21 protein-coding genes are annotated in these 22,490 nt (G+C 57.3%); 9 read left to right on the forward strand and 12 right to left on the reverse strand.

What is annotated here, in order from left to right; all coding sequences use genetic code 11:
• Positions 1-686: 686 nt before the first annotated feature.
• Positions 687-2,600: a PRC-barrel domain-containing protein gene (locus VB780_RS20985; protein WP_323353130.1), complete on the reverse strand. Its 1,914-nt coding sequence runs from the start codon at positions 2,598-2,600 to the stop codon at positions 687-689.
• A gap of 124 nt (positions 2,601-2,724) precedes the next feature.
• On the reverse strand, positions 2,725-2,904 hold the full coding sequence (locus VB780_RS20990) for a hypothetical protein (protein ID WP_323353131.1): 180 nt from the start codon (positions 2,902-2,904) through the stop codon (positions 2,725-2,727).
• A gap of 581 nt (positions 2,905-3,485) precedes the next feature.
• Between VB780_RS20990 and VB780_RS20995 the strand changes: the two genes are divergently transcribed.
• Positions 3,486-3,605, forward strand: coding sequence for a photosystem II protein Y (locus VB780_RS20995; RefSeq protein ID WP_275336595.1), 120 nt, complete (start codon positions 3,486-3,488; stop codon positions 3,603-3,605).
• A gap of 130 nt (positions 3,606-3,735) precedes the next feature.
• Here VB780_RS20995 and rdgB read toward each other — a convergent pair whose 3' ends face one another.
• A complete protein-coding gene (gene rdgB, locus VB780_RS21000; RefSeq protein ID WP_323353132.1) occupies positions 3,736-4,335 on the reverse strand; it encodes an RdgB/HAM1 family non-canonical purine NTP pyrophosphatase in 600 nt (199 codons plus the stop codon).
• A 281-nt stretch (positions 4,336-4,616) separates the two neighbouring features.
• Here rdgB and VB780_RS21005 point away from each other — a divergent pair, with 281 nt between their 5' ends.
• Positions 4,617-6,371, forward strand: a complete 1,755-nt coding sequence (locus tag VB780_RS21005) for an ABC transporter ATP-binding protein (protein WP_323353133.1) — start codon at positions 4,617-4,619, stop codon at positions 6,369-6,371.
• A gap of 69 nt (positions 6,372-6,440) precedes the next feature.
• Positions 6,441-7,121 carry a DUF4033 domain-containing protein gene (locus VB780_RS21010; protein ID WP_323353134.1) on the forward strand — a complete coding sequence of 227 codons (681 nt, stop codon included), beginning with the start codon at positions 6,441-6,443 and terminating at the stop codon, positions 7,119-7,121.
• Between the two features lie 81 nt (positions 7,122-7,202).
• Here VB780_RS21010 and VB780_RS21015 read toward each other — a convergent pair whose 3' ends face one another.
• Complete coding sequence (locus tag VB780_RS21015) at positions 7,203-7,487, reverse strand: hypothetical protein (protein WP_323353135.1); 285 nt, start codon at positions 7,485-7,487, stop codon at positions 7,203-7,205.
• A gap of 283 nt (positions 7,488-7,770) precedes the next feature.
• Here VB780_RS21015 and VB780_RS21020 point away from each other — a divergent pair, with 283 nt between their 5' ends.
• The 5 genes from VB780_RS21020 to ruvB all read left to right on the forward strand — a co-directional run bounded on the left by VB780_RS21020 (position 7,771) and on the right by ruvB (position 12,985).
• Positions 7,771-8,796, forward strand: coding sequence for an ABC transporter ATP-binding protein (locus VB780_RS21020; RefSeq protein WP_323353136.1), 1,026 nt, complete (start codon positions 7,771-7,773; stop codon positions 8,794-8,796).
• Between the two features lie 97 nt (positions 8,797-8,893).
• Positions 8,894-9,706 carry an ABC transporter permease gene (locus VB780_RS21025; RefSeq protein WP_323353137.1) on the forward strand — a complete coding sequence of 271 codons (813 nt, stop codon included), beginning with the start codon at positions 8,894-8,896 and terminating at the stop codon, positions 9,704-9,706.
• Between the two features lie 52 nt (positions 9,707-9,758).
• Positions 9,759-11,321, forward strand: coding sequence for a GldG family protein (locus tag VB780_RS21030; RefSeq protein ID WP_323353138.1), 1,563 nt, complete (start codon positions 9,759-9,761; stop codon positions 11,319-11,321).
• Between the two features lie 210 nt (positions 11,322-11,531).
• Positions 11,532-11,741: a hypothetical protein gene (locus VB780_RS21035; protein WP_323353139.1), complete on the forward strand. Its 210-nt coding sequence runs from the start codon at positions 11,532-11,534 to the stop codon at positions 11,739-11,741.
• 68 nt (positions 11,742-11,809) lie between these two features.
• Positions 11,810-12,985, forward strand: coding sequence for a Holliday junction branch migration DNA helicase RuvB (ruvB, locus tag VB780_RS21040; protein ID WP_323353140.1), 1,176 nt, complete (start codon positions 11,810-11,812; stop codon positions 12,983-12,985).
• Positions 12,986-13,063: 78 nt separating this feature from the next.
• Here the strand turns inward: ruvB and VB780_RS21045 are convergent, their stop codons facing one another.
• The 6 genes from VB780_RS21045 to VB780_RS21070 all read right to left on the reverse strand — a co-directional run bounded on the left by VB780_RS21045 (position 13,064) and on the right by VB780_RS21070 (position 19,854).
• The gene (locus tag VB780_RS21045) at positions 13,064-14,080 is read right to left on the reverse strand and encodes a pentapeptide repeat-containing protein (RefSeq protein ID WP_323353141.1); all 1,017 of its coding nucleotides are present in this window, start codon (positions 14,078-14,080) and stop codon (positions 13,064-13,066) included.
• A 74-nt stretch (positions 14,081-14,154) separates the two neighbouring features.
• Complete coding sequence (locus tag VB780_RS21050) at positions 14,155-14,880, reverse strand: hypothetical protein (RefSeq protein WP_323353142.1); 726 nt, start codon at positions 14,878-14,880, stop codon at positions 14,155-14,157.
• A gap of 308 nt (positions 14,881-15,188) precedes the next feature.
• Positions 15,189-15,863, reverse strand: a complete 675-nt coding sequence (locus VB780_RS21055; RefSeq protein ID WP_323353143.1) for an ROK family protein — start codon at positions 15,861-15,863, stop codon at positions 15,189-15,191.
• Positions 15,864-15,991: 128 nt separating this feature from the next.
• Positions 15,992-16,717, reverse strand: a complete 726-nt coding sequence (tpiA, locus tag VB780_RS21060) for a triose-phosphate isomerase (RefSeq protein WP_323353144.1) — start codon at positions 16,715-16,717, stop codon at positions 15,992-15,994.
• Between the two features lie 117 nt (positions 16,718-16,834).
• Complete coding sequence (locus VB780_RS21065) at positions 16,835-17,596, reverse strand: DUF4886 domain-containing protein (protein WP_323353145.1); 762 nt, start codon at positions 17,594-17,596, stop codon at positions 16,835-16,837.
• Between the two features lie 104 nt (positions 17,597-17,700).
• Positions 17,701-19,854, reverse strand: a complete 2,154-nt coding sequence (locus VB780_RS21070; RefSeq protein WP_323353146.1) for a polyribonucleotide nucleotidyltransferase — start codon at positions 19,852-19,854, stop codon at positions 17,701-17,703.
• Between the two features lie 250 nt (positions 19,855-20,104).
• Here VB780_RS21070 and VB780_RS21075 point away from each other — a divergent pair, with 250 nt between their 5' ends.
• Complete coding sequence (locus VB780_RS21075) at positions 20,105-21,037, forward strand: NAD-dependent epimerase/dehydratase family protein (protein ID WP_416349254.1); 933 nt, start codon at positions 20,105-20,107, stop codon at positions 21,035-21,037.
• Here VB780_RS21075 and VB780_RS21080 read toward each other — a convergent pair.
• Together VB780_RS21080 and VB780_RS21085 are read right to left on the reverse strand one after the other, a co-directional pair.
• Positions 21,034-21,234 carry a hypothetical protein gene (locus VB780_RS21080; RefSeq protein WP_323353147.1) on the reverse strand — a complete coding sequence of 67 codons (201 nt, stop codon included), beginning with the start codon at positions 21,232-21,234 and terminating at the stop codon, positions 21,034-21,036. The genes VB780_RS21075 and VB780_RS21080 overlap by 4 nt on opposite strands.
• 201 nt (positions 21,235-21,435) lie before the next feature.
• Positions 21,436-22,437: a low-complexity tail membrane protein gene (locus VB780_RS21085; RefSeq protein WP_323353148.1), complete on the reverse strand. Its 1,002-nt coding sequence runs from the start codon at positions 22,435-22,437 to the stop codon at positions 21,436-21,438.
• Positions 22,438-22,490: the final 53 nt, after the last annotated feature.

The raw sequence follows: 22,490 nt of genomic DNA on the forward strand, positions 1-22,490 counted from the left end.
ATAAGCCCTTTCAGGCATTACAAGCCAACCCAAGACATCGGCGTCCTCCACTGGTCGGCCAGGGGATTACGTTCAGAAATCGGGTTTACAGCGCTTAACAGCCTAGCCGTAGAGAGGCTTGAGCCAGTCCGAGAAATATCCCGCAAGGCTTTAGATCTCCTAAGGCTACGACAGGTTAAGTAACAAACTACAGAATTACCGCCGCCCTTGGTAAGCGAAGTTTTCACAAGTTAATAACTCTGAGAAAAATAAATTCAGTCCTCCTTCTCAGGTCAGAGAAAGGGCACTTTGAAGGCGTTTAATTTTTCGTAGCCATAGAATTTTGGAGATGCGATCGCGCCCGAAATTCTTTCGTCGCCAATAAATTAAAGTGCTTCAGGCAAGGCAGGTTAGATGCCCCCACCAAACTCAACGTGATCGCCTGCGGTGTGTGGACAGAGCCTTGCCAGGTAGGCCCGGTGTCAATTAAATAGAGCGGCCTTTGCGGTTGACGAAGCCTTTTGCGCTGAGGAGAGCATGCCCTTGGCCCATCCCTTTTCGCTTTGCAATAAAAACGTCCGTGGATAGACAGATTCAACCTGTCTATCCACGGACAACTGGGGTCACTATCCACGCAATGCTCTGTCTAAATAGCGATCGCCGCACCTGGCAAGAAGGCGCGGCTCTGGCCAATTATCCTTCGCTCTCTAGCCCTGACGCACCAGGGCCGCTTCCCCTGGGCTGGGGGCGCGCAGGTCGGAGCGGGTGAGTTCTGGGGTGTGGTTGTACACCGAGCCCAGCAGAATTTCTAAGCAGCCGGCCTCACGGGCGCGATCGATCGCCTTATGGGTAATCAGATCGCCCACGTTCAAAATCACCTGGTCATGCCCGTCGAGAATCACCCGTGTCACCGGCCGACCGAGTGCGCCCTGAATGCGACGGTTTTCGATGAACTGCTGCACCTGAAGCTGCACCTGGCGCGCCTGACGCTGGCAGACGACCCATAGGGTAGCGGCTTCGCTTTGCAGCTGACTAGCGCTGGTTTGCAGCTGCCGACCGGCGATCGCAGAGGTGGTTCTCAACCGCTCGTTGGTTTTCAATAGGCCCTGGCTCGCCCCCTGGCGGTAGGCCTCGTCAAGGCTGAGCCCGGTGGACACCATCAGCGCCTGTTCCTGGTGATGGGCCTGGGCGCGATCCAGCACCAGTTCAGTAACTATTTGCCCTGCCGCGACGATCACCAAGCCCGAGGGGGTGCGCACCGTGGAGTTGGCCCGGCGACCTAGGGTTTGCTCAACCGCAGGCTTGGCCAACCAGTCACTAGCCTGCTGAGTGAGCTCAGCGCCAATATCGCCGCCGGTAGCCCGGTAGAGCTCGTCCAGCACCCCGGCTGCATCGGCCATAGTGAGCACCCCGGTAGTCACTACCGCCCCCTCAGCAATCAGCAGATTGCCCTGGAGAGTATAGATATCGCGGGCAACGGTTTTGCCCAGGGCGTGAGTGCGCTGCCGTTTAGGATCGACGGCGGCGTTGGTGACGGTAGCTAAGGTGTCTTGCTGTAAACCTTTGAGGTCGCGGCTGGCTTGCTCAGTGGCCGCCTGTAGCTGCAGCTGGGCCTGCTGGGAGGTCAGCTGAAACTGCTCCTTGGCCGCTTGGGTAGCGGCCTGAATGCGATTGCTAGCTTCCTGGCCAATGTCGCCGCCTGTAGCGCGGTACAGGCGATCGAGCACGGCGTTATCGACAGCCTGTTGCACCTCCAAGACCGTCACCACCACACTGGGGGAAATGACTACCACACCCTGATCGTTTACCACGGCGGCTTGGGTGGCTTTGCCCAGGGCGTAGGCTCGCTGCTCTTCAGGGCTAATGACCGCATTGGTAATCGAGACTTCGGCGTTGCGGCGGGCCGAATCGTACTGCTGGCTGGCGGCCAGGGTCATAACTTCCCATTCTTTTTGGGCGGCGCTGGCGGCCACTTGCAGCTTTTCACTGGTGTACTGACCGGCTACTTGTAGCTTCGTGCCGGTATAGGTGGTCGCCTCCTGTAGTTTGGTGCCGGTGTACTGACCGGCCTCTTGCAGGCGATCGCCCGCCGACTGGAGCGCACCGAGCACACCACCCACCTGTTCCTCCATCAGGTCAGCGGTTTCGGGCACCACAAAGGCCACGTCTTCACCGATGGTTAAGGTTTGCAGGGCTGGCACAAACGATCGCCCCGAATAAGCGTCGGCAAACAGTCCGCCCGATACCTCGTAGCCTTCCACGAGCCCTGTCGTCTCATCAAAAAATACGTCAACCATTGTGCCCAGATTACGACCGTCGGTGGTCATAATCTTGGTGCCCCGCAGCACGTTGTTCTCCTTAAGCAGGGCCTTGACGCGGGCGAGCGTTCTGGCGGGCACCACGGTGCTTTTATCGGCAGTAATAATACCGCTGGGGCCAATCGCCTTAATCGACGACAGCGGCAAAATGCGGGCGCTCTTAAACCAGCCCGCTTCGGCCACCAAAAATCCCAGCACCTGATTGGTTTCGTGGTCAAAAATGAGATCGCGCACCGACTCTAGTGTTCTGCCAGTATCGTAGGCAAAAACTGATTTCCCTAAAATATCGCTACCTTGTCGCATAGTTGCTCCTTTGGCTTAGGTTTCTGTGAGTTTGGATTTTTCTGGGGCTTAGATTCAGTCAGGAAAATCAGTGGATATCTAAGCCACTCAACGAAAAAATGACTAAGAGTTAGGGATCAAGACCCTAAAGCGGATTGGATTCATCAGAGCTACCAGACACGGGCTGGGCCTGGGGGCCAATCTCTGGTACAAGATCGGTGTAGCCTTTATACTCCAAGGTGCCAAGGCCTGCGATCGCCACTACCAGCACCGCCAAGCTCCACAGAAAACCAGATTTGGAGCGTTTTCCTACTAATCTGGGCATTGTTTACTCCTTATTCAGAATCAGAATTTAGAACGGCGCAAAAAATCTCCAGCCGAAGGCCGAACTACAACAGAAAACTAGTTCTATAAAGCCTCTTGTCGCCGACCCTACTGGTCAGCCATCTCATCTACAAACACACAACCAACACATAGCGCCAGCTGAGCAACGACTCCACTAACTCCTATCGGCGACAACGGGCGTTGCTATTGACTGACTACTCTTAATACTACGCTTAACAAAAAGAGATACTCTCTACACCAAGGCATAAACAAGGCTATATCCCGCTGGCTATTGACGGGGTGGATTCACCAAAACGGAAGGAATTTCATCGACATTTGTACTTCTTCCCATAAGCCAAGCCTATGGCACAGCCCAGCACCGCCAGGCAGTTGAGCATACGTTCAGGCTTGGAGCAGCTCGGGTTAAATCTGGGCAGGTCATGGCACCGGGGCCTGTGGTTTTGAGAGACTGACCCGGTTGAAAGCTGAAAATCTCTCTGCCCGCGATCGCCCCAGGTGGTGTACATTATGAGAAAATTGTGACAAGTATTTAAGCAAAACCCATTTAGGAGGCTATGCCCTATGGACTGGCGTGTTGTTGTCGTTCTACTGCCAATTATCGTGGCTGGAAGCTGGGCCGTATTTAACATTGGTCGAGCCGCTCTGGGGCAGCTACAAGACTTCCTCAATCGGGAAGCCTAGGTCTAGGCGACCATATAACCCAAAGCGCGATGGTCAAAGCCCAGATCCAACGGGCAAAGGCAATGACCGTCAGCGTCTCAAAACTATCCCGAGGATGCCCCGTCAGGTCTGAGCATCCTCGGGATAGTCGTTATAGAGCTAATTCCTTGAGCTGAGGCATCAGTTGACCAAAGGCAATGCCCCGATGACTATTCGCGTCTTTTTGCTCGGGCGACATCTCGGCAAAGCTCTTGCCCAGCGCGGGTAGATAAAAAATCGGGTCGTAGCCAAAGCCCCCCGCACCGCGCGGCTCCAACAAAATTTCGCCGGGGCAAACGCCCTCGGTTTCTAGCACGATGTCGCCCTGGGGGTTGGCGAGGGCCAGGGCGCAGACAAACTGAGCGCTGCGTTCGGTTCCGGAATCACTCTGTCCCCCGCTAGCTTCGGCCAATTCCTTCAGTAGGCGATCGATTCTCGCCTGGTCGCTGGCAGCGTAGCGGGCCGAGTAGATGCCGGGGGCACCGTCGAGGGCGTGCACCTCTAGGCCCGAGTCATCGGCGATCGCCCACTGGCCGAGGGCCTTAGCAACCCCTGCTGCCTTGAGCCGAGCATTTTCTAAAAACGTGGTGCCAGTCTCTTCTATATCAATGGCATCGGGCTTCAGCTGAAGCTCCCAGCCCAGTTCGCCTAGATACACCTGCATCTCTTTCAGCTTGCCGGGGTTTCCGGTGGCAACAATAACCGTGGGCATCCGCAACATATCCCCCAAACATAGGCCATGGGACGATTGTAGTGCCTTGCTCCGTCGGGCAGATGGTGGCGTCTTGCCCCGCTGGGCCGATGGGCACAGACGCCAAATGCCGATTTGGCCCAACAAGAGTATTCCAGCTAACCCACATTGAGAATTTCAATTAGAGGACGTAACGGCCCTCGGCCCAAGCATTCTGGCCAAATCCCTAGACGCGGTATTACCTGGAACACTCTAAACCTGGTAGCGTGGTGAAAAGTTACGCCATTGCAAAGGTTTTGCCCTTGAACCCCGAGCGCCCCCCCCAAAGCTCCAACTACTGGACGCTTGCTCCCTACGTGCGGCGCGAGTGGCGCACTATCGCACAGGCGCTGTGTGGCACCGTTATTTTTGTCTCTTTCTGGCCTATCTTGGCCTGGCTGTCGGGAAATATTCTGGAGCAGTTGGCGGCAGGCAATGTACCTGTGGTGTTGCGCTTTATTGCCATCACCATGGCTGGGTTTGCGCTACAAAAAATTGGTCAATACATTCAAGACTCGTTGATGGCTAAGGCGGCCCTGGAGGTGGCCTTCAATCTGCGCAGAGATGTGTACACCCACATTCACCGCTTGAGCCTCACCTACTTTGAACGCAGCCAAACGGGAGATCTATCCTATCGACTGACAGAAGACATTGACCGCATTGGCGAAGTCGTCCAAAAGCTGTTCCACGACTTTTTGCCCTCGGTGCTGCAGCTCGTGGTGGTGCTGGGCTATATGGTCTACCTCAACTGGCAACTCACCCTGACGGCGGTGGTGCTGGTGCCGATTCTGGCCATTCTGGCAGGCTGGTTTGGGGAACAAATGCTGACGTTTTCACGGCGAAGCCAAAATCTGGTCTCTGACCTATCGTCGCTGGTGACTGAGGTATTTAGCGGCATTCGTCTGGTGCGGGCCTTCGCCGCCGAAGACTATGAAGTCGAGCGCTTTACCCAAGAGGCCGAGAAAAACCGCCAGGCCAAGTACAAGGCCGCCTGGCTTCAGGCGGTGCAGTATCCGGTGGTGGGCTTTACCTACGCCGTGGTGGTGATGCTGATTTTGCTGGTGGGCACCTGGCAAATCTCCCAGGGCAACCTGACTGGGGCCTCCTTTGGCAGCTATGTAGTCGCGGCGCTAATGCTGATCGACCCGGTGAACCACGTCATTATTAACTACGGCGAGTTTAAGCAGGGCGAGGCCTCTGTTGACCGCGTCATCGAGCTGCTCGATATCGAACCCGCGGTGCGCGAGCTGCCCACGGCCACCGACCTGCCCAAGGTCACTGGGCGGGTGGAGTACCGCAATGTCACCTTTGGCTACGAGGCCGACGAACCCGTACTGCGAAATCTTGACCTGCTGGCTCTCCCCGGCGAAAAAATAGCCCTGGTGGGGTCTTCGGGGGCAGGTAAGTCAACTCTAGTCAACCTGCTGCCCCGCTTCTACGACCCCCAGACGGGCCAAATTTTTATTGATGATGTGGATGTGGCCACCGTCACTCTGCGCAGCCTGCGGCGGCAGATCGGCATTGTGCCCCAGGAGACCACGCTGTTTTCGGGCACGATCGCCCAAAATATTGCCTTTGGCCAAAAAGACTTTGATATCGAAGCGGTGGAAGCCGCCGCCCGCATTGCCAATGCCCACGACTTTATCAGCCAGTTCTCTCAGGGTTACTACACCTGGATGGGGGAACGCGGGGTCAACCTCTCGGGAGGGCAGCGGCAGCGGGTGGCGATCGCCCGAGCTGTGCTCCTCAACCCCCGCATTCTAATTCTCGACGAAGCCACCTCGGCTCTAGATGCCGAGTCTGAGGCGCTGGTGCAGGAAGCATTGGAGCGATTGATGGGCGATCGCACCGTCTTCATCATCGCCCACCGCCTCGCCACCGTCCGCGACGCCGACCGCATTCTGGTGATGGAAAAGGGTCGGGTGATCGAAGCGGGCACCCACAGCGAGTTACTGGCTAACCAGAGCCGCTACGCCCAGTTCTACGCCAAGCAGTTTGCGGGCAGCAATGCCGACTGAGCCCCGCTGGTGCTGTCAGCTCATTCCCCTAGGGGCTATCCTGGAGTAAGTACTTATTCCTAATTTCCTATGGCGTCGCCCCCGGCTACGGGCCTTGGCCCTACCTCAGAAAAAGCGGTTTATCAGGATAGTGTGGGCGATCGCCTGTTCATCTGGCTATTTAGCCGCAAGATGGCCAAGGCCGTGGGCAAAGACACCACCCGCAGCGGCTACGACGGCTTTGTCGATTTATCCACGCAAATCATGCAGGGGCGCAACGCCCAGCAGCAGCAGGCTCTCGTAGCGGTAGTGCTGAAATCCCTAGTGCCCAGACAGGTTCTGTGGCTGATTCGCAACCTGTTTTCGCCCACTCAGCTGGTATGCGAACTCAACGCCTGGTTCGCCGCGCAACTATTTGAGTGGTTGGTCGGCCCCTGCGAAGTCAAAACCGTAGAATTTACTGACGAACGGGGACGAATACAACAGCAGCGCAGCGGTGTGCATATCAAAAAATGCCGCTATCTAGACGAAAGCCGCTGCGTCGGCATGTGCGTCAACATGTGCAAGCTGCCCACCCAACGCTTTTTCGCCGAAGACTTCGGCATTCCCTTGACCATGGTTCCGAACTTCGAAGACTTCAGCTGCGAAATGATCTTTGGCCAGCCGCCGCCGCCCTTAGAAACTGAGGATGCCTATCAACAGCCCTGTCTTATCGACCACTGCTCTCTGGCAACCCGAGATCCTCAGCCTTGCCCTAAGGTCAGGAACTGAGCGCTTCGTCTAGAGTCTGCTCATACTCTTCCAACGCTGCCAACACTGATTCCAGCTCTTGTCGGTTCGACTCACTGGGGTCTAGTTGGTATCGGATTTGGGCTTTTTGGTAGCGTACTTCCTGTCGATTTCTTCGAGCTTCCTGTCGATTTCTTCAAGCTTCGCGTTCTGCTCTCTCAGCCTCGCGTTCTCTTGCCTCAACTCTTCGTTGTGCTTCTTCAGCCAAGCTGTCTGTTTCTCGATTTCGACGGTTCCACTCAACGCCGAAATTAGCCAGTGCAGCCAGGAGGGCTGCCACAGTGAGTCGGTTGCTCCAGGTTTGGGGCTGGGCGATGATGCTGAGGAATCGGAAGTCTTGTTCGTCATAAAACCTCAGAAAGGCGACAGCGATCGCTAAAACAATAACTGGGCTACCGGGTAGCAAGCCCAGGAAGTTGATCCACACCTGACGCTTGAATAAATCCATTCTAAGCGATCGCCTTTAGCCCAATAGACTTGGCCATTGTAGTGGAGGGTAGCGAGCGAGGGGCGGGGGAGATGGGGAAGATGAGGGGGCAAACAGATTTGGCGACTTAAACGCAATGGGAGGAAAAATCGCTACTGTAATCAGCAGTACAATATCCACTGGTTTGCTGGCGGTTTTACACCCATGATCGAAGTTGAGCACCTGAGTAAGACCTACGGGTCTACCACGGCCATTCAAGACATCACCTTTGGGGCGCAGCCTGGGGAGATCCTGGGCTTTTTGGGGCCGAATGGAGCGGGTAAAACCACCACGATGCGAATTTTGGCGGGGTACCTGCCAGCCTCTGAAGGCACGGCTCGAGTGGCAGGGTACGACGTACACACCGACTCGATGGCGGTGCGGCAGCGGATTGGCTATCTGCCCGAGTCGCCGCCGCTGTATCCCGATATGACGGTGCAGGGTTTTCTCAACTTTGTGGCCAAAATTAAGGGTGTGCCCGCTGACCTGCGCCAAAAGCGAGCCGATATTGCGATGGATCACTGCGGTCTGCTCGACAAGCGCAAGGTGCTGATTCGCAAGCTGTCAAAGGGCTACCGGCAGCGGGTGGGCATTGCTCAAGCCATTATCCACGACCCACCAGTGATTATTTTGGACGAGCCGACGGTGGGGTTGGATCCGCGCCAGATCAACGAGGTGCGGCAGCTGATCAAGGGTTTGGCGGGTAGCCACACGATCATTCTTTCCACCCACATTTTGCCGGAGGTGAGCATGACCTGCGATCGTGTCACCATTATCAACCGCGGCCAGGTCGTCGCTACCGACACCCCCGACAACCTCACCACTCGTCTCTCTGGCGAATCGGCCTACGAACTGGAGATCAAAGGGGATGTGGATAGAGCCCAGCGCCTGTTGAGTGAGCTGTCCCCCGTGCGCCAGGTCACCCTGCTGGGGCTAGAGCACCTGCCGGAGCATCACCACCGGCTGCGGGTGAGTGCAGAAGCCGATCGCGCATTGGGGGCCGTTATGTCCACCGCCCTCGTCAACGCTGGCCTCGAACTCCACGAGCTGCGCCGCCAGCAGGCCACCCTCGAAGACGTCTTCCTCAACCTCACCACCACCGAACCCGCGACGGGAGCAACGGCACCGCTCGAAGCACCCACCGCCGAACTCCCATTAGTCGAACCAACGCCAGAAGAATCCGAAGCCTAGCCGTTTTGGATTTTAGATTTTGGATTTGCGGGTTAGCCTCTTTTCCCAATCCAAAATCCAAAATCCCCAATCCAAAATCCATCCACTTCCTCCCCCCATGACCCTCCTTTTCAAAAACATCCTCGCCATCTACCAGCGCGAGCTGCAAAGCTACTTCGCCTCGCCCCTGCCCTACGTCATTGCCGCCGTATTTTGGCTGCTGGGGGGCTTCTTTTTAGTGGCGATTTTGCTGGGGCCGCAGGGCATTTTGGCCCAGGCAGCCATGGCCGACCAGGCAGTGCAGATGGGGATGCCCCCCTCGCCCCCCTTCGATGTGGCCTACGAGTTCAACAAAGCCTATGTGGGGCTGCTGGGGTCGCTGTCGATGTTTGTGCTGCCGATGCTCTCCATGGGGCTCTATGCCGACGAGCGCAAGCAGGGCACGCTGGAATTGTTGGCGACTTCGCCGGTAACCAATTGGGCGGTGGCCCTAGGCAAGCTGCTGGCGGTGGTGAGCTTCTACATTGCCATGGTGCTGCCGCTGATGGTGTGTCAGGCGATCGCCCTGGGAGCCGCTGAGCCCCCGACCGGGTCGGGAGTATTCTTGCTGTCGCACCTGGGTCTGGTGCTGCTGGCGGCCAGCGTTTTGGCCCTGGGCATGTTCATCTCGTCGCTGACGGAGAGCACGGTGCTAGCAGCAATTATGACCTTTGCGCTGATTTTGCTGCTGTGGCTGGTGGATGCGGTGGCCCAGGGGCTGCCGGGGGTGGTGGGGGGCGCGATCGCCCATCTCTCCCTACTCAAGCACTTCACCGACTTCACCGAAGGCATTTTTGACACGGGCGGTCTCATTCTATTTCTCTCATTTATTGGGCTAGGGCTATACCTCACGGCTCAATCCATCGAAACCCTTCGGTTCCAGCGATCCTAGCGCCCAATTAGTCCATTTAACGTCAGCAGGTTAGTAGTAGCGGGTAATGGCGATGAAATCGTTTGCGGCCTACCAAAAGTATTTGAAATATCTGGCCCTGCCGGGACTGGCTCTAGTTACCGCAGGCCTGATCGCGGGCATTGTCGCCGGGTGGACGCTGCTGCCTGCGGGGCTGCTGTTGGGGGGCATTGGCTTACTGCTGGTTGGCCTGGTGCTGGGCAACTACGGCCAGGGACGATTTTGGGCTCAGCGCTCCACCGAGGCGGGGGCCAATGCCCTGGTGTCTACCCTCGCAGTGCTGGCCATTTTGGCCCTGGTCAACTTTTTGGCCGTGCGTTATGCCAGCCGGGTAGACCTTACCGAGAACCAAATCTTTACCCTTGCCCCGCAGTCTCAGCAGGTGGTGCAAACCCTAGAAAACCCCACCCGCGTCGTCGTATTCGATCCGCTGCCCAATCCCCAAGACCGTCAGCTGCTCGAAAGCTACCGCCAGGCCGGGCCACAGTTTACCTTCGACTACGTCAACCCCTACAACGATCCTCGTCTGGCCCAAGATTTTGGGGCCACCCAAACCGGTATGGTGTTTGTCGAAAGCGGAGAGACCCGCCGCTTTTTGCAGAATGTCAGCCCCACGGAACGACTGTCAGAGCGCACGCTGACCAATGCGTTGGATCAGGTGGTGAGCGATCGCCCCCTCACCGTCTACTTCACCCAGGGCCACCAGGAGTTCACCATCGACGGCAGCGACACCGGCTTCTTGCAGGCCGCAACTGCCTTAGAAGACAAAAGCGCCGTGGTGCAACCCCTCGATCTTTCCCAGACCAGCGCTGTGCCCGATGATGCCAGCGTGGTGGTGGTGGCTGGCCCCGCCGCCGAATTCTTTGAGGCCGAGGTCAATGCTCTGCAAACCTATCTCAATGGCGGCGGCAGTCTCATGCTGCTGATCGACCCGCGCACCAGCCCCGGATTGGATAGCTTACTCGACCCCTGGGGCGTCACCCTCGACGATCGCATCGTGCTCGACACCTCCGGCAGTGGCCAGCTGGTTGGTCTTGGCCCCGCTGCCCCCCTGGTCACTGACTACGGTGACCACCCCATCACCCGCGACTTCGGCGGTGGGCGATCGTTCTTTCCCCTGGTGCGTCCGGTCAATGTTGAAGAGGTACCCGGTGTAACGGCAACGCCTCTCCTCCAGAGCAATCCCCAGAGTCGGGCCGAGGCTCTCTCCACCGAGGGCGAGCTTCAGTATGACGAAAACGCGCCGCCCTCTGGCCCCTACACTCTCGGAGTCGCCCTCAGCCGCCCCGTCGAGGGCGCGGCTGCCCCCGCTGAAGATGAGCCCGCTCCAGAGTCGCGCCTCGTGGTCATTGGCAACGCCACCTTTGCCACCGATGGCCTGTTTGAGCAGCAGCTCAACGGCGATGTCTTTCTCAACGCCATCAGCTGGCTAGGGCAGCAGACCGACGCTACCCTCTCCATTCGCCCCCGCGAAGTCACTAATCGCCGCATCACCCTCACTGTGCAGCAGCAGATTGGGCTTGGGGTGTTTGCCTTGCTGGTGCTGCCGCTAATCGGCCTGGGCCTGGCGGTGCTGATGTGGCTGCGGCGACGGTAACCCCTGGGCTGCGGGCCAGCGAGGCAACTCCTGAATTAAGAGCAGAATTTTTCAGAAGTTTTTCCCCTCGCGCAACCAGGACATCTGTTCCATGCTGTGAGATGTGTTCCCTGCTGTTGATCAAAGTGAACCTTTGGCTCAGCTGGCGATGTGATCTCCTAGCTGGCCGAGGTTTCCCTGGTTGCCCGTTTACCCATTAGGTGTGTAGCCATGACTGTATCTACCCTCACCCCGCCCAGCGTGCAGTGTCCCGAGTGCGGTGTTCACAGCATTGTGGAATACAAGCCCACGGTGTATCACTGCCTCAAATGCGACTTTGAAAAAGACCTGAGCATTCCCCCAGAACCTAAAGATGCTGGCCTGGGGTCAGTGATTTTAGGAATGCTGGGCTTTGGTCTGGGGCTGCTCATTCTGCTGTAGGGCTAGCCACGGCTTGATAGTGCAAATGCACCACAGTATCATAGGGGGGCCGCCTCTAAGGCTCCTCTATGGCCATTGTTTCTTCTCACACCGCCGATGACTCGGCCAAGCCCAAAAAGGCTAAGTCTAAACCGTCAGCACCGCCCACCGAAGCCGCTGAGGTGCAGCCACTGCTCTCCCTGGTCAAGGGTGGAGAAGTGCAGCCTGAAGATGTAGAAGGCGTAGGGGACGACACCATTCCCCCGGCCCCTGCGGCCACTGCCCCCGAAGACACTCTGCGGCCCCAGCGCCTGCAAGACTACATTGGTCAGGCTTCCCTCAAGGAGGTCCTGGACATTGCCATTAAGGCGGCGCAATCGCGCCAAGAACCCCTCGACCATCTGCTGCTATACGGGCCGCCAGGGCTGGGCAAAACTACTATGGCGCTCATTCTGGCTCAGGAAATGGGGGTAACCTGCAAAATTACCACCGCTCCGGCACTGGAGCGGCCCCGCGATATTGCCGGGCTGCTGGTGAACCTCAAGCCCGGCGATGTGCTGTTTATCGACGAAATCCACCGACTGCCGCGAGTCACCGAGGAAATTCTCTACCCGGCCATGGAAGACTCGCGGCTGGATATCACCATTGGTAAGGGACAGTCGGCCCGCACTCGCAGCATTCCGCTGTGCGCGTTTACGCTGGTAGGGGCGACAACTAGGGTAGGGGCGCTGAGTTCGCCGCTGCGCGATCGCTTCGGCCTGATCCAGCGGCTGCGCTTTTACGAAATCGACGAACTCAAGCCCATTGTGCTGCGCACCGCCGACGTCCTCAAAACCCCCATCGAACCCGCCGGAGCCGAAGAAATTGCCCGCCGCGCCCGGGGCACCCCCCGCATTGCCAACCGCCTGCTGCGGCGGGTGCGCGACTACGCCGAAGTTAAAATGGCGGGCCCCATTACCGCAGCCCTCGCCGCTGAAGCGCTAGAGCTGTTTAACGTTGACCCCTGCGGCCTTGACTGGACCGATCGCCGCCTGCTGTCGGTCATGATCGAAAACTTTGGCGGTGGCCCCGTCGGCCTCGACACCATGGCCGCCTCCACGGGCGAAGATCCCCAAACCATTGAAGAAGTCTACGAACCCTACCTGCTGCAAATTGGCTACCTGCAGCGCACCCCTCGGGGTCGCGTCGTCACCCCCGCCGCTCGCCGCCACCTGGGCTACGACGAAGCGCTACCGGGTGACGGCAGCCAGATGACGCTGTTGTAAGCAGCGGCCCAGGATTTCAGGCACCAGGATTTAAGCATTCCTTCACCTCAAGCCCTATCTTCGCTCCCTATTCAGCCCCTAGGCCGACTGGCTGTTGAACGCAGCCAGCCCGGCCATATCTCCTGGCATGGCGATAATGGCCTGCATCAGGTTGGTTTGGTTGAGGTTGGCACCGGTTAGGTCGGTTCCCAAGAGGTTGGCCCCCAGTAGGTTCGCCCCATTGAGGTCAGCGTTGGCTAAACAGGCCCCCCACAGGTCGGTGTGCATCAGGTTAGCCCCGGCTAAATTGGCCCCGCGCAGGTCTATGCCGGTCAGCCTCGCGCCGCTGAGATCAGCGCCCCCCAGCGATGCGTCCGGAGCCAGGCGGTGCAGACCGTCAGGCACCTGAAAACCGCGAGGAAACTGGGTACTGTCAGAGTAGAGAGCTCCCTCTAGGGTGATTTCGGCCAGCTGACACCCCCGCAGGTTAGCGCCAATTAGGTTGGCCTGGCTCAGGTTGGCGTGGCGCAGATCGGCTCCCCGCAGGTCGGCCAGCATTAGCGTAGCCTGGCTCAGATCGGCGTAGCGTAGGTCGCTGTCGCCAACCAGGGCACTGAGCAAATTGGCTCGTCTCAACACCGCTCCAAACAGCTGGCTGTTGACCAAAAGTGCCCCACTGAGATCGGCAGCAGTTAAGTCAGTCCCCCCCAGATCGCGCTCTCGCAAATCTTTAGTCGCCAGGGTAGCGCCAGGCTCTAAACTCCACATGCGGGCCTGCCCTGGGTCAAATCCTTCTGGTAACTGGGTTTGGGCATTGTAGAGTGCCCCCTCTAGGCGGGCATCCTCCATGTCGGCCCCGGTGAGGACGGCCTCTCGCAGGTCGGCCCAGCGCAGGTCAGCCCCCACCAGCTTGGCATTGCAGAACTGGGTTTGCTTGAGGTTCGCCCGGCGAAAGTTGGCTTGGGTGAGGTTTGCTCCGCTAAAGTCAGCGCCCCAAAAGTCAACCCGGGATAAGCTCCAGTGGTTGAGGTCGGCCCCAGCTAAATTTATGCCGGTAAAGTCTCGCTCGCCCTCCACAAAGGCCGTCCAAAGATTTTCTAGCGTTTTGAGATTCATGCCTGTGTATTGCTCAACATTGCCTACAAACATCCTTAGGGATCAACCGATTTTTGCCTATTGGGCTTTCACCCCTAACCGGTGGCCTGCGGCCAGGGAATGATTTGCTGCGGTCGTTCGGGCTGATGCACCCACACCACGTAGCCGTTGCCATCCCAGGTGGCGATCGCAGATTTGCCCTGCTGCTGAAGTTGCTGAACCAGAGCCCAAGCCTTGTCTAGGTCAGGTCGGTTGCGGTAGTAGCGGTAATACTCGCCCTCAACGGCAAGGGCCAAACAGCGGCGCTGATCGACTCCTTGAATGTGGTACAGCGCATGCTCATCTATGGCCGTAGACAGCAGGTTCGATTCAGTATGGTTTTCAGGGATTGTATGCAGCAGGCTGACCCAGTCGAGGGCGGTGTCAGCTGACGCCGTTTGATCGCTGACAACCGCGAGGTCAATAGAATCTAGGGTGTCTAGGGGATCGGCTGCGGGGCGATCGCCCCCCAAAGCCATTTGCCCCCCATCACGTAAGCCCTGGGGAGGCTGTCCACGTCCCTGACGGGTGCGCATCGCCCCAGCGGTACCAATCCCAATTGCTACGCTCGATAAAATAGCAAAGCCGCCATAGCGAATCGAAAATTCCTTGTGGTGAGCGGTAGTCAGAGTTGGGTCAACCCAGCGGTTCAGGGGCTGGAGCAGCCGCTCTGCAACCTGCGCAGCGCGATCGGAGTCTATTGGCCAGGTGAAGGCTGCAAATCCAGCGCTAGAGGCCAGCAGCGCGGGCAAAACAAGACGACGAAACGGATAATTATCCATAAAAGGGAACACACGGAGGTGAGTAAATCACCTTCTGGGAGATCTCCTTTAGAATACGCAACGGACTGGCAAGAAACTACGAATTCACCGTGGGTAGTCTGTGATACTTTGATGAAACCTTGCGGTCATATCCGTAGAAATACGGATAAAATGACGTTTAGCGCTAGTAGGCTGGAAACCTTTTCAAAGAATGGTTTGGCCTTGATCGCAACGCGATGCGATCGCTCCTGATCGGTGCTTATGCCCCTGTGCCCTTGAGTACTTAAACACCTACAAACAGCACCCCGGCCATAAATTATGAGGTTGACCTAAGCAGTCACAGAAAAACGCTCTCGGCCTGGTTCCCAGAGCCGAAACCCGCCAGTAAACGCATAGCTGTTGTGGCCAGGGCGGCAACCCGCCGGTAGTTCCTTCAGCACCTTGACCTGACCGCCGCCGATGACCACGTCGTCGAGCTGTAGAGCAGTAATCAGCTGGCCCACACAGGTTTTCACATACCCCCGCCATTTCTTTTTGCCCAGGCGCTCCAGGGCTCGCTTGCCCAGGTAGTACTCGTAGGTTCCTTCTCTGTAGGGGAGATGGGCTAGTTCCATGGGCACCACTATCCCCTCAACTACCATGGCTGACCCCAGCCCCGTCCCCAGGCCCAAAAACAGCATAGTGCCGCTCTCATAGCTTCCCAGCGCCTGCATCGCCGCATCATTAATCAAGCGCACCGGGCAGTTAAAGGCTGTTTCAAAGTCAAATCCTACCCACCCAGGGGCCAAATTTTGGGGGTCTTTAGCCACAGCCCCATTGCGCACCATGCCGGGATAACCCACCGCCACCACGTCGTAGGCCCAGTCACCCGCCAGGTCTTTGACCCCCGCCACCATCGCCTCTGGCGTCATCGTTAAACCAGAGGGAAACTTGCGAACTTCGGTTTCACCTGTGGCCAAAATCTTGACGTTGCTGCCGCCGACATCTACCACCAGTACGTTCATGGTCAACCCTAATGAATGCCGTAAAACCACGCCCCAAAACAGTCCTTGGAGCTTGTGTCTCTATCTTAGGAGTGACGCTGCTGGTGCTTTGGTTTTACCAGGATGACTTTAGAAAGTAGGCGCTCAGGTCACTGAAAGTTGACGATACGGGCAAAGCTGTCGGGCTCCAGGCTGGCACCGCCCACCAGGGCACCGTCAATTTCGGGCTGGGCCATCAGCTCATCAACATTGCTGGGTTTGACCGAGCCACCGTACTGAATAGTGACATCAGGATTTTTCAGCAGCTTGCGAATGCCACCAATCACCTGGTTGGCATCGGCGGCTTCGCAGGTGTCGCCCGTGCCGATCGCCCAGATCGGTTCGTAGGCAATGACCAAATTGTTCTGGTCGATATCCACCAGACCCTTCTCAATCTGGGTGGCAATCAACGCCTGGGTTTCGCCAGCATCGCGCTGACTTTTGGTTTCCCCTACGCACAGAATTGGGGTCAGACCGCACTCCTGAGCCGCCCGCAGGCGCAGGTTCACCGTTTCATCGGTCTCACCGAAGTACTGACGGCGCTCGCTGTGGCCCACAATCACGTAGCGCACCCCTAACTCTCGCAGCATATCCCCCGAAATTTCGCCGGTAAAGGCACCCTCCGGCATCCAGTGAATATTCTGCGCACCCACTCTAATTCTGGCTCCGTGCAGGCTTTTGGACAGGGCTCCCAAGGCGGTAAAGGGCGCGCACAGAACAATTTCACGCCCGTCAGGGGTATCGGCGAGTTGTCCGAGAAAATGGCGCAGAAAGTCCAGGGTTTCACCCTGGGTCTTGTACATTTTCCAGTTGCCAGCGATAACGATTTTGCGCACGGTGTTTTAAGGTTAGAGGCTAGATATACAGAATTGCATCTCTGCATCGTACTAAGAAAAGAACCCCCGAATCAAATTCAATTCCCCTCAGCGATTCGCAACCCAGAGCCTTGGGGTCTAGTACTCGTAGCCAAGGGTCTCTGCGGCGCAGCGTTGCAGATAGGCGGCAACATCGGCAGCAATAGAGGCATCTCGGTAGGGATTACCCACGGGGTTGCGCTCTAACAGAAACCCGTACAGCACGCAGGCTGCCAGATAGGTGCCGTAAATAGTCGGGTGGGCATCGGGGGCAGCTAGTTCCAGCACGGGCCAAGCTTGGCGAGAGAGGTCAAAGGCCAGACCGACAGGAGCGACCCTAGCACCGAGAATTTTCCCCAGAGCACCATAGGCGGTGGACAGGTTTTTTGTCGTCACTCCCTGATCCAGGCTGTCTTGCCGTTCCCAGGTCATCATCAGGATCGGTTCCGCCCCGCTACCGCGAATTTCCTGGTTGAGTACCTTGGCGTAGTACTCCACAAAAGACGGGTTAATCACCGGTAGTTGGCTTTGGTCTTGCAGAATTATGTAGGTCCAGTTGCCACCGCGAATGCTGCTCAGGGTTGTGTCAGAGCGGGCGTGATCTTTGAAGGAATAACCGGGCTCGCTGACGCTCTCGATCTGAAGGTTGGGTTCTAGCCCCTTCAGGTGATAGTCAATGCCGCCGTTGTAGTAAGTGAGGCTATTGCCCACAAATAAAATGCGCAGGGGCGGTTGCCCTGATGCAGCAGGTGGTTCGCCAAAGGACATGTCAATTTGGCAAGCTCCTATGGCGATCGTCACCACAGTAAGCAGCGCAAAAAACTGGACGATAGCCTTACCCTGTCTCAATCGGTTAGCCATCGTCCAGTTCTCCTGAACAGCACAGTTCTTTAACCGTACCGTCTTAGGTTGTGTGCAGGAAATCTTGGCCCATTGTGCCCTACGGGAAATCCCCCTTGGCCAACCTATACACGCCCAGCAGCAGCTTCACGGGCCGCCGCCGCTTCGTCGGGGTGAATGTTGAGACGGGTCAGGTTAACCCGACCGCGACCGTCAATTTCACGCACTTTGATGATCACCTCGTCGCCGACGTTGACTTCGTCTTCGACCTTAGCCACCCGATAGTCGGCTAGCTGCGAAATGTGAACCATCCCCTCCTGTCCGGGCATAAACTCCACAAAGGCCCCAATGGGAATGACGCGGGTGACTTTGCCCACAAACACGTCGCCTGCGGCAGGCTTAAAGACGATCGATTCGATCAGGGCCTTGGCCTGGAGGGCTTTTTCGCCTTCGATCGCCGAAACAGTGACGGTGCCGTCGTCGTTGATATCGACTTTAGCGCCGGTCTGCTCGGTAATCGCCTTGATCTTCTTGCCGCCGGGGCCTATCACCATGCCGATCATCTCAGGATCGATCTTGAAGCTGATCAGGCGCGGGGCGTAGGGCGACAGCTCTGCCCTGGGGGTGTCAATGGTGGCCAGCATTTTCTCAAGAATATGCAGGCGGGCGGGCTTAGCCTGGTTGATGGCGTCGGCAATCACCGATAGGGGCAGGCCGGTGATTTTCATATCCATTTGCAGGGCGGTAATGCCCGTATCGGTACCGGCGACTTTGAAGTCCATATCGCCCAAAAAGTCTTCGATACCTTGGATGTCGGTGAGAATGCGCACCTCGTCGCCTTCTTTGATCAAGCCCATGGCCGCCCCGCTGACGGGCTTGGTGATGGGCACACCAGCATCCATCAGCGACAGGGTAGAGCCACACACCGACCCCATAGAGGTGGAGCCGTTGGAGGACAGCACCTCCGACACAACCCGAATCACGTAGGGAAAGTCTTCCTTGGAGGGCAATACCGGCACTAGGGCACGCTCGGCGAGAGCGCCGTGGCCGATTTCGCGGCGACCGGGCGATCGCATCGGCCGAGTTTCACCCACCGAGTAGGGAGGGAAGTTGTAGTGGTGCAGATAGCGCTTTTCTTCGTCAGGGTGGAGGTCATCCATCATCTGGGCATCGCCAGGGGTGCCCAGGGTAGCCACCGACATCACCTGGGTGAGGCCACGCTGAAATAGCCCGGTGCCGTGCACCCGCTTGGGCAAAAGCCCCACTCGGCAGGAGATTGGCCGCACCTCGTCGAGCTGGCGACCATCAACCCGCACCTTCTCAGCGACAATCTGCTGACGCATCAGCTTTTTAGTCACCGACTTATAGGTATTGCCCAAGGCTTTACCGTTTTCGGCCACGGCCATCTTGATCGAGCTATCGTCCTCTAGGGCATCAATGGCGTTGGCTAGCTCCGCCTTAATGGCATCGAGCTTTTCATCGCGCTCAGGCTTGGTAAGGCTGAACTGCTTCAGCACCTCTTTAATGTCGGCGGCAGTTTTCTCTTCGATGAAGGTGGCCAGGGTGGGGTCGGTTTCGGGCTCTTGCTCGGTGACGATCTCGATTCCCAGCTCTTTGATCAGCTCTAGCTGAGCTTTGATCAGATCCTGTACAACCTCGTAGCCAAAGTCGATGGCCTCAATTACATCGGCCTCGGGCAGCTGGTTGGCTCCAGCCTCCACCATGATCACACCGTCAGGAGAACCCGCTACGATCAGATCTAGATCGCCGGTTTCAACTTCTTTGTAGGTGGGGTTGATGATGAAATCATCGCCTACGAGACCTACACGCACCGCGGCCATAGGGCCGTAAAAGGGAATTTTGGCTAGCAGCACTGCGATCGATGCGCCAGTTGCCGCCAATACATCAGGGGGCACCTGCTCATCCATAGCCAGGGTAGTGGCGACAATTTGAATGTCGTCGCGCAGCCACTGGGGAAACAGGGGACGCATGGGGCGATCGATGAGGCGACAAATCAGAGTAGCTCGCTCCGGAGGACGGCCCTCCCGACGCAAAAACCCGCCGGGAATGCGTCCGGCGGCGTAGAGACGCTCTTCGTAGTCAACCAGCAGGGGCAAAAAGTCGATGCCCTGACGACCTGCTGAGCGGGTTGCAGTTACCAAAACCGCCGTCTCACCCGACTGTACCAATACTGCGCCCCCCGCCTGGGGAGCCAACAGCCCTCCCCTCAGGTGAATATCGCGACCACCGAAGGAGATTGTTTTTTCAAATTCTTGCATGTACGACTACGTCCTTTCTCTCTTGCCATTCTCTTGGTTTCTTTGGCCTGATCCTAGCACCGATGACGGCAATGGCTTGTTGCGAGGGCTGCCAGAGGCCAAATTAGGCAAAAGACTTAAGATTTTGGCGCTCGCTGGGTACTCTACTGGCGTTAGTTTGAATGCAAGTTTCTGGCCCTAGGAGGCTACGGTCATCGCTGTACTGGTTACTGGGGTAGCGGGGTTTGTCGGTTCCTTTGTCGCCCGGCGGCTGTTAGACGGCGGGCAGCAGGTCTACGGCATTGACAATCTCAACGACTACTACGATGTCGGCCTGAAGCGCGATCGCTTAACCCAACTCACCCCCGACGACGGCTTTACCTTTGAGCAGCTCGATCTGTTCGATCGCGCGGGTATGCTGGCCCTGTTTCGCAGTCACCAATTTCAGTACGTCATTCACCTGGCGGCCCAGGCGGGGGTGCGCTACTCGCTAGAAAACCCCTTCGCCTACTCCGACAGCAACCTGTCGGGGTTTCTCAATTTGCTGGAGGGCTGCCGCATGATGGGGGTTGAGCACTTGGTGTTTGCCTCATCTAGCTCGGTCTATGGGGCCAATCGTAAGGTGCCGTTTTCGGTGGATGACCGCGTTGACCATCCGGTGTCGCTCTATGCTGCCACCAAAAAGGCCAACGAGCTGATGGCCCACGCCTACAGCAGCCTGTATCAAATTCCCACCACGGGGCTGCGATTTTTTACGGTGTACGGCCCCTGGGGACGACCCGACATGGCCTACTTCAAGTTTGTAGAGGCAATTTTGGGCGATCGCCCCATTCAGGTGTTTAACCAGGGCCAGATGAAACGCGATTTCACCTACATCGATGACGTAGTGGAAGGGGTCGTGCGGGTGATGACCCACATCCCTACCTCTAGCACAGACCCCAACAGCGACAGCCAGGCTCCCTACAAAATCTACAACATTGGCAATCACCAACCCGTGGAGCTAATGCGCTTTATTGAAGTCATTGAGGCGGCTCTGGGCAAGACGGCCCAAACTGAATTCTGCGGCATGCAGCCTGGCGATGTGCCTGCCACCTACGCCGATGTTAGCGACCTGATGACCGATGTGGGCTTTGCCCCCAGCACCCCCATTGAAGCGGGCATCCAGCAGTTTGTGGACTGGTATCAGCAGTACTACAGGGTTTAGTAAGCCAGGGTTTCTAGAGTTTCGCGCAGGTAGCGACGCACGAGTTGGTCTAGGGGAGCGGTTTCGGCCTCGGTGGCGGGCAGCTCGCCCTTCCAGCTCTTGAAGCCAGAGCTGCTGGCGATCGCAGACTTGAGGCTGAACCAGATGCGGGCGTGTTCAGAAAGCTGCATGGAGTTTACAGAGCGAGTTACGGCCATAGCTGCCTCTAAAGAGTTGCGGATAACTGTCAAAACCTTAGGTTCTTCTACTGTCCAGGGCCGCTCAATCTATCTGCGAGCCAGCAAAAACTCTGATCATTAGAATACTCTTTATAAGATAGCGCAACCACCCCACTGCTATTGTGCCAAAGACCACAGTATCAAGCGCTGATAGATATCTATGGGCGGTGAGCCATACCCCTAGCGGATAGTGGGATAGATGTCTGCGATCGCAGGCAAGGACTGTGGAGAGTCGGCGTCGTTTCGGTAATCTACGTCGTCGCCGGATCCATCAGCCTCTGGGTGACGCAAAGGCCAGTAGTCGCCCACGGCGTTGTCATCCCCGAGATCGGCTTTGGTGGCAGAATTCGCTGACTCCTCTGGGTCAGCAACGTCTACGAATACCTCCGAAGCGGCATCTGGCAAACCCATTGCCCTTTCGCCGGTGATCGAGTCTTCAGCGTCGATCGGTTCGACCTCCTCAACATTAGGTGTTAGGGCCGGCTCAGTTTCAGCCATATCGTCATGCTTAGCATTCAGAGCTATTGCCGCTTCCGGCTCTTCAGCCTCCAGAACCTCCGCTGATAGTGGAGCAGCCAAATCAGCGCTCTGTCGAGGGACTAAGTCAGGTAGAATTCTGCCGATCGGTAGCCCAACCCAGGTAAAATCAGCGGCAATAGTTTGGACAGGGTAGGGTGAAATGCCTGCCATGGTGCGGCTCGGCGTAGCTAACACCTGGAGTACAGCGACGGGTATCTGCAGAAACAGGTTGGCCATTGAAAAGCCTAGAACAGCGATCGCCAATCCGCCCAGCCGTCCCCAATCGCCAAAGGGCGTCAGGTCTCGAACCAAAAACGCCAGGGGATAAAGCTTTAGCAAACCCCACACCAGCGGTACCGGCACCAGCAGCGCTCCCAAACGCACCCGCCACCGGCGAAACTGACTCAACAGACGACGCTGATCGTCTTGCAGCGCAGTGGGCTTCACCGCCAGCCCTGGCAAACTAAAAATGTAGAAAGGCTGCAACAGCTGCATGACCAGCACCGGCAGTACACCCAAGGCCACGATGACACTCAGCTCTAGCTCTGGCAGAGTTGGGTTGCCCACCGCCAGGCCTAGCAGGCACAGATCGATCCACAGAGGTACCGTAGCCAGTCCGGCCAAATGTACCCACAGATAGGGATCGTAGCGCCAGGGTGCCATTGTTTACTCCGTTGTATCTACATTGTCGCCTGCGGGTGCCTCTTGTCAGGGCA

Source organism: Leptolyngbya sp. CCNP1308 (genome assembly GCF_034932455.1).
In the GTDB taxonomy this organism is placed as follows: Bacteria; Cyanobacteriota; Cyanobacteriia; order Phormidesmidales; family Phormidesmidaceae; genus Nodosilinea.

Bases quoted from the DNA above. Each gene is read 5' to 3' on its own strand.
- VB780_RS20985 (WP_323353130.1), bottom strand. From the start codon at position 2,600: ATGCGACAAGGTAGCGATATTTTAGGGAAATCAGTTTTTGCCTACGAT.
- VB780_RS20990 (WP_323353131.1), bottom strand. From the start codon at position 2,904: ATGCCCAGATTAGTAGGAAAACGCTCCAAATCTGGTTTTCTGTGGAGC.
- VB780_RS20995 (WP_275336595.1), top strand. From the start codon at position 3,486: ATGGACTGGCGTGTTGTTGTCGTTCTACTGCCAATTATCGTGGCTGGA.
- rdgB (WP_323353132.1), bottom strand. From the start codon at position 4,335: ATGCCCACGGTTATTGTTGCCACCGGAAACCCCGGCAAGCTGAAAGAG.
- VB780_RS21010 (WP_323353134.1), top strand. From the start codon at position 6,441: ATGGCGTCGCCCCCGGCTACGGGCCTTGGCCCTACCTCAGAAAAAGCG.
- VB780_RS21015 (WP_323353135.1), bottom strand. From the start codon at position 7,487: ATGACGAACAAGACTTCCGATTCCTCAGCATCATCGCCCAGCCCCAAA.
- VB780_RS21020 (WP_323353136.1), top strand. From the start codon at position 7,771: ATGATCGAAGTTGAGCACCTGAGTAAGACCTACGGGTCTACCACGGCC.
- VB780_RS21025 (WP_323353137.1), top strand. From the start codon at position 8,894: ATGACCCTCCTTTTCAAAAACATCCTCGCCATCTACCAGCGCGAGCTG.
- VB780_RS21030 (WP_323353138.1), top strand. From the start codon at position 9,759: ATGAAATCGTTTGCGGCCTACCAAAAGTATTTGAAATATCTGGCCCTG.
- VB780_RS21035 (WP_323353139.1), top strand. From the start codon at position 11,532: ATGACTGTATCTACCCTCACCCCGCCCAGCGTGCAGTGTCCCGAGTGC.
- ruvB (WP_323353140.1), top strand. From the start codon at position 11,810: ATGGCCATTGTTTCTTCTCACACCGCCGATGACTCGGCCAAGCCCAAA.
- VB780_RS21045 (WP_323353141.1), bottom strand. From the start codon at position 14,080: ATGAATCTCAAAACGCTAGAAAATCTTTGGACGGCCTTTGTGGAGGGC.
- VB780_RS21050 (WP_323353142.1), bottom strand. From the start codon at position 14,880: ATGGATAATTATCCGTTTCGTCGTCTTGTTTTGCCCGCGCTGCTGGCC.
- VB780_RS21055 (WP_323353143.1), bottom strand. From the start codon at position 15,863: ATGAACGTACTGGTGGTAGATGTCGGCGGCAGCAACGTCAAGATTTTG.
- VB780_RS21065 (WP_323353145.1), bottom strand. From the start codon at position 17,596: ATGGCTAACCGATTGAGACAGGGTAAGGCTATCGTCCAGTTTTTTGCG.
- VB780_RS21070 (WP_323353146.1), bottom strand. From the start codon at position 19,854: ATGCAAGAATTTGAAAAAACAATCTCCTTCGGTGGTCGCGATATTCAC.
- VB780_RS21080 (WP_323353147.1), bottom strand. From the start codon at position 21,234: ATGGCCGTAACTCGCTCTGTAAACTCCATGCAGCTTTCTGAACACGCC.
- VB780_RS21085 (WP_323353148.1), bottom strand. From the start codon at position 22,437: ATGGCACCCTGGCGCTACGATCCCTATCTGTGGGTACATTTGGCCGGA.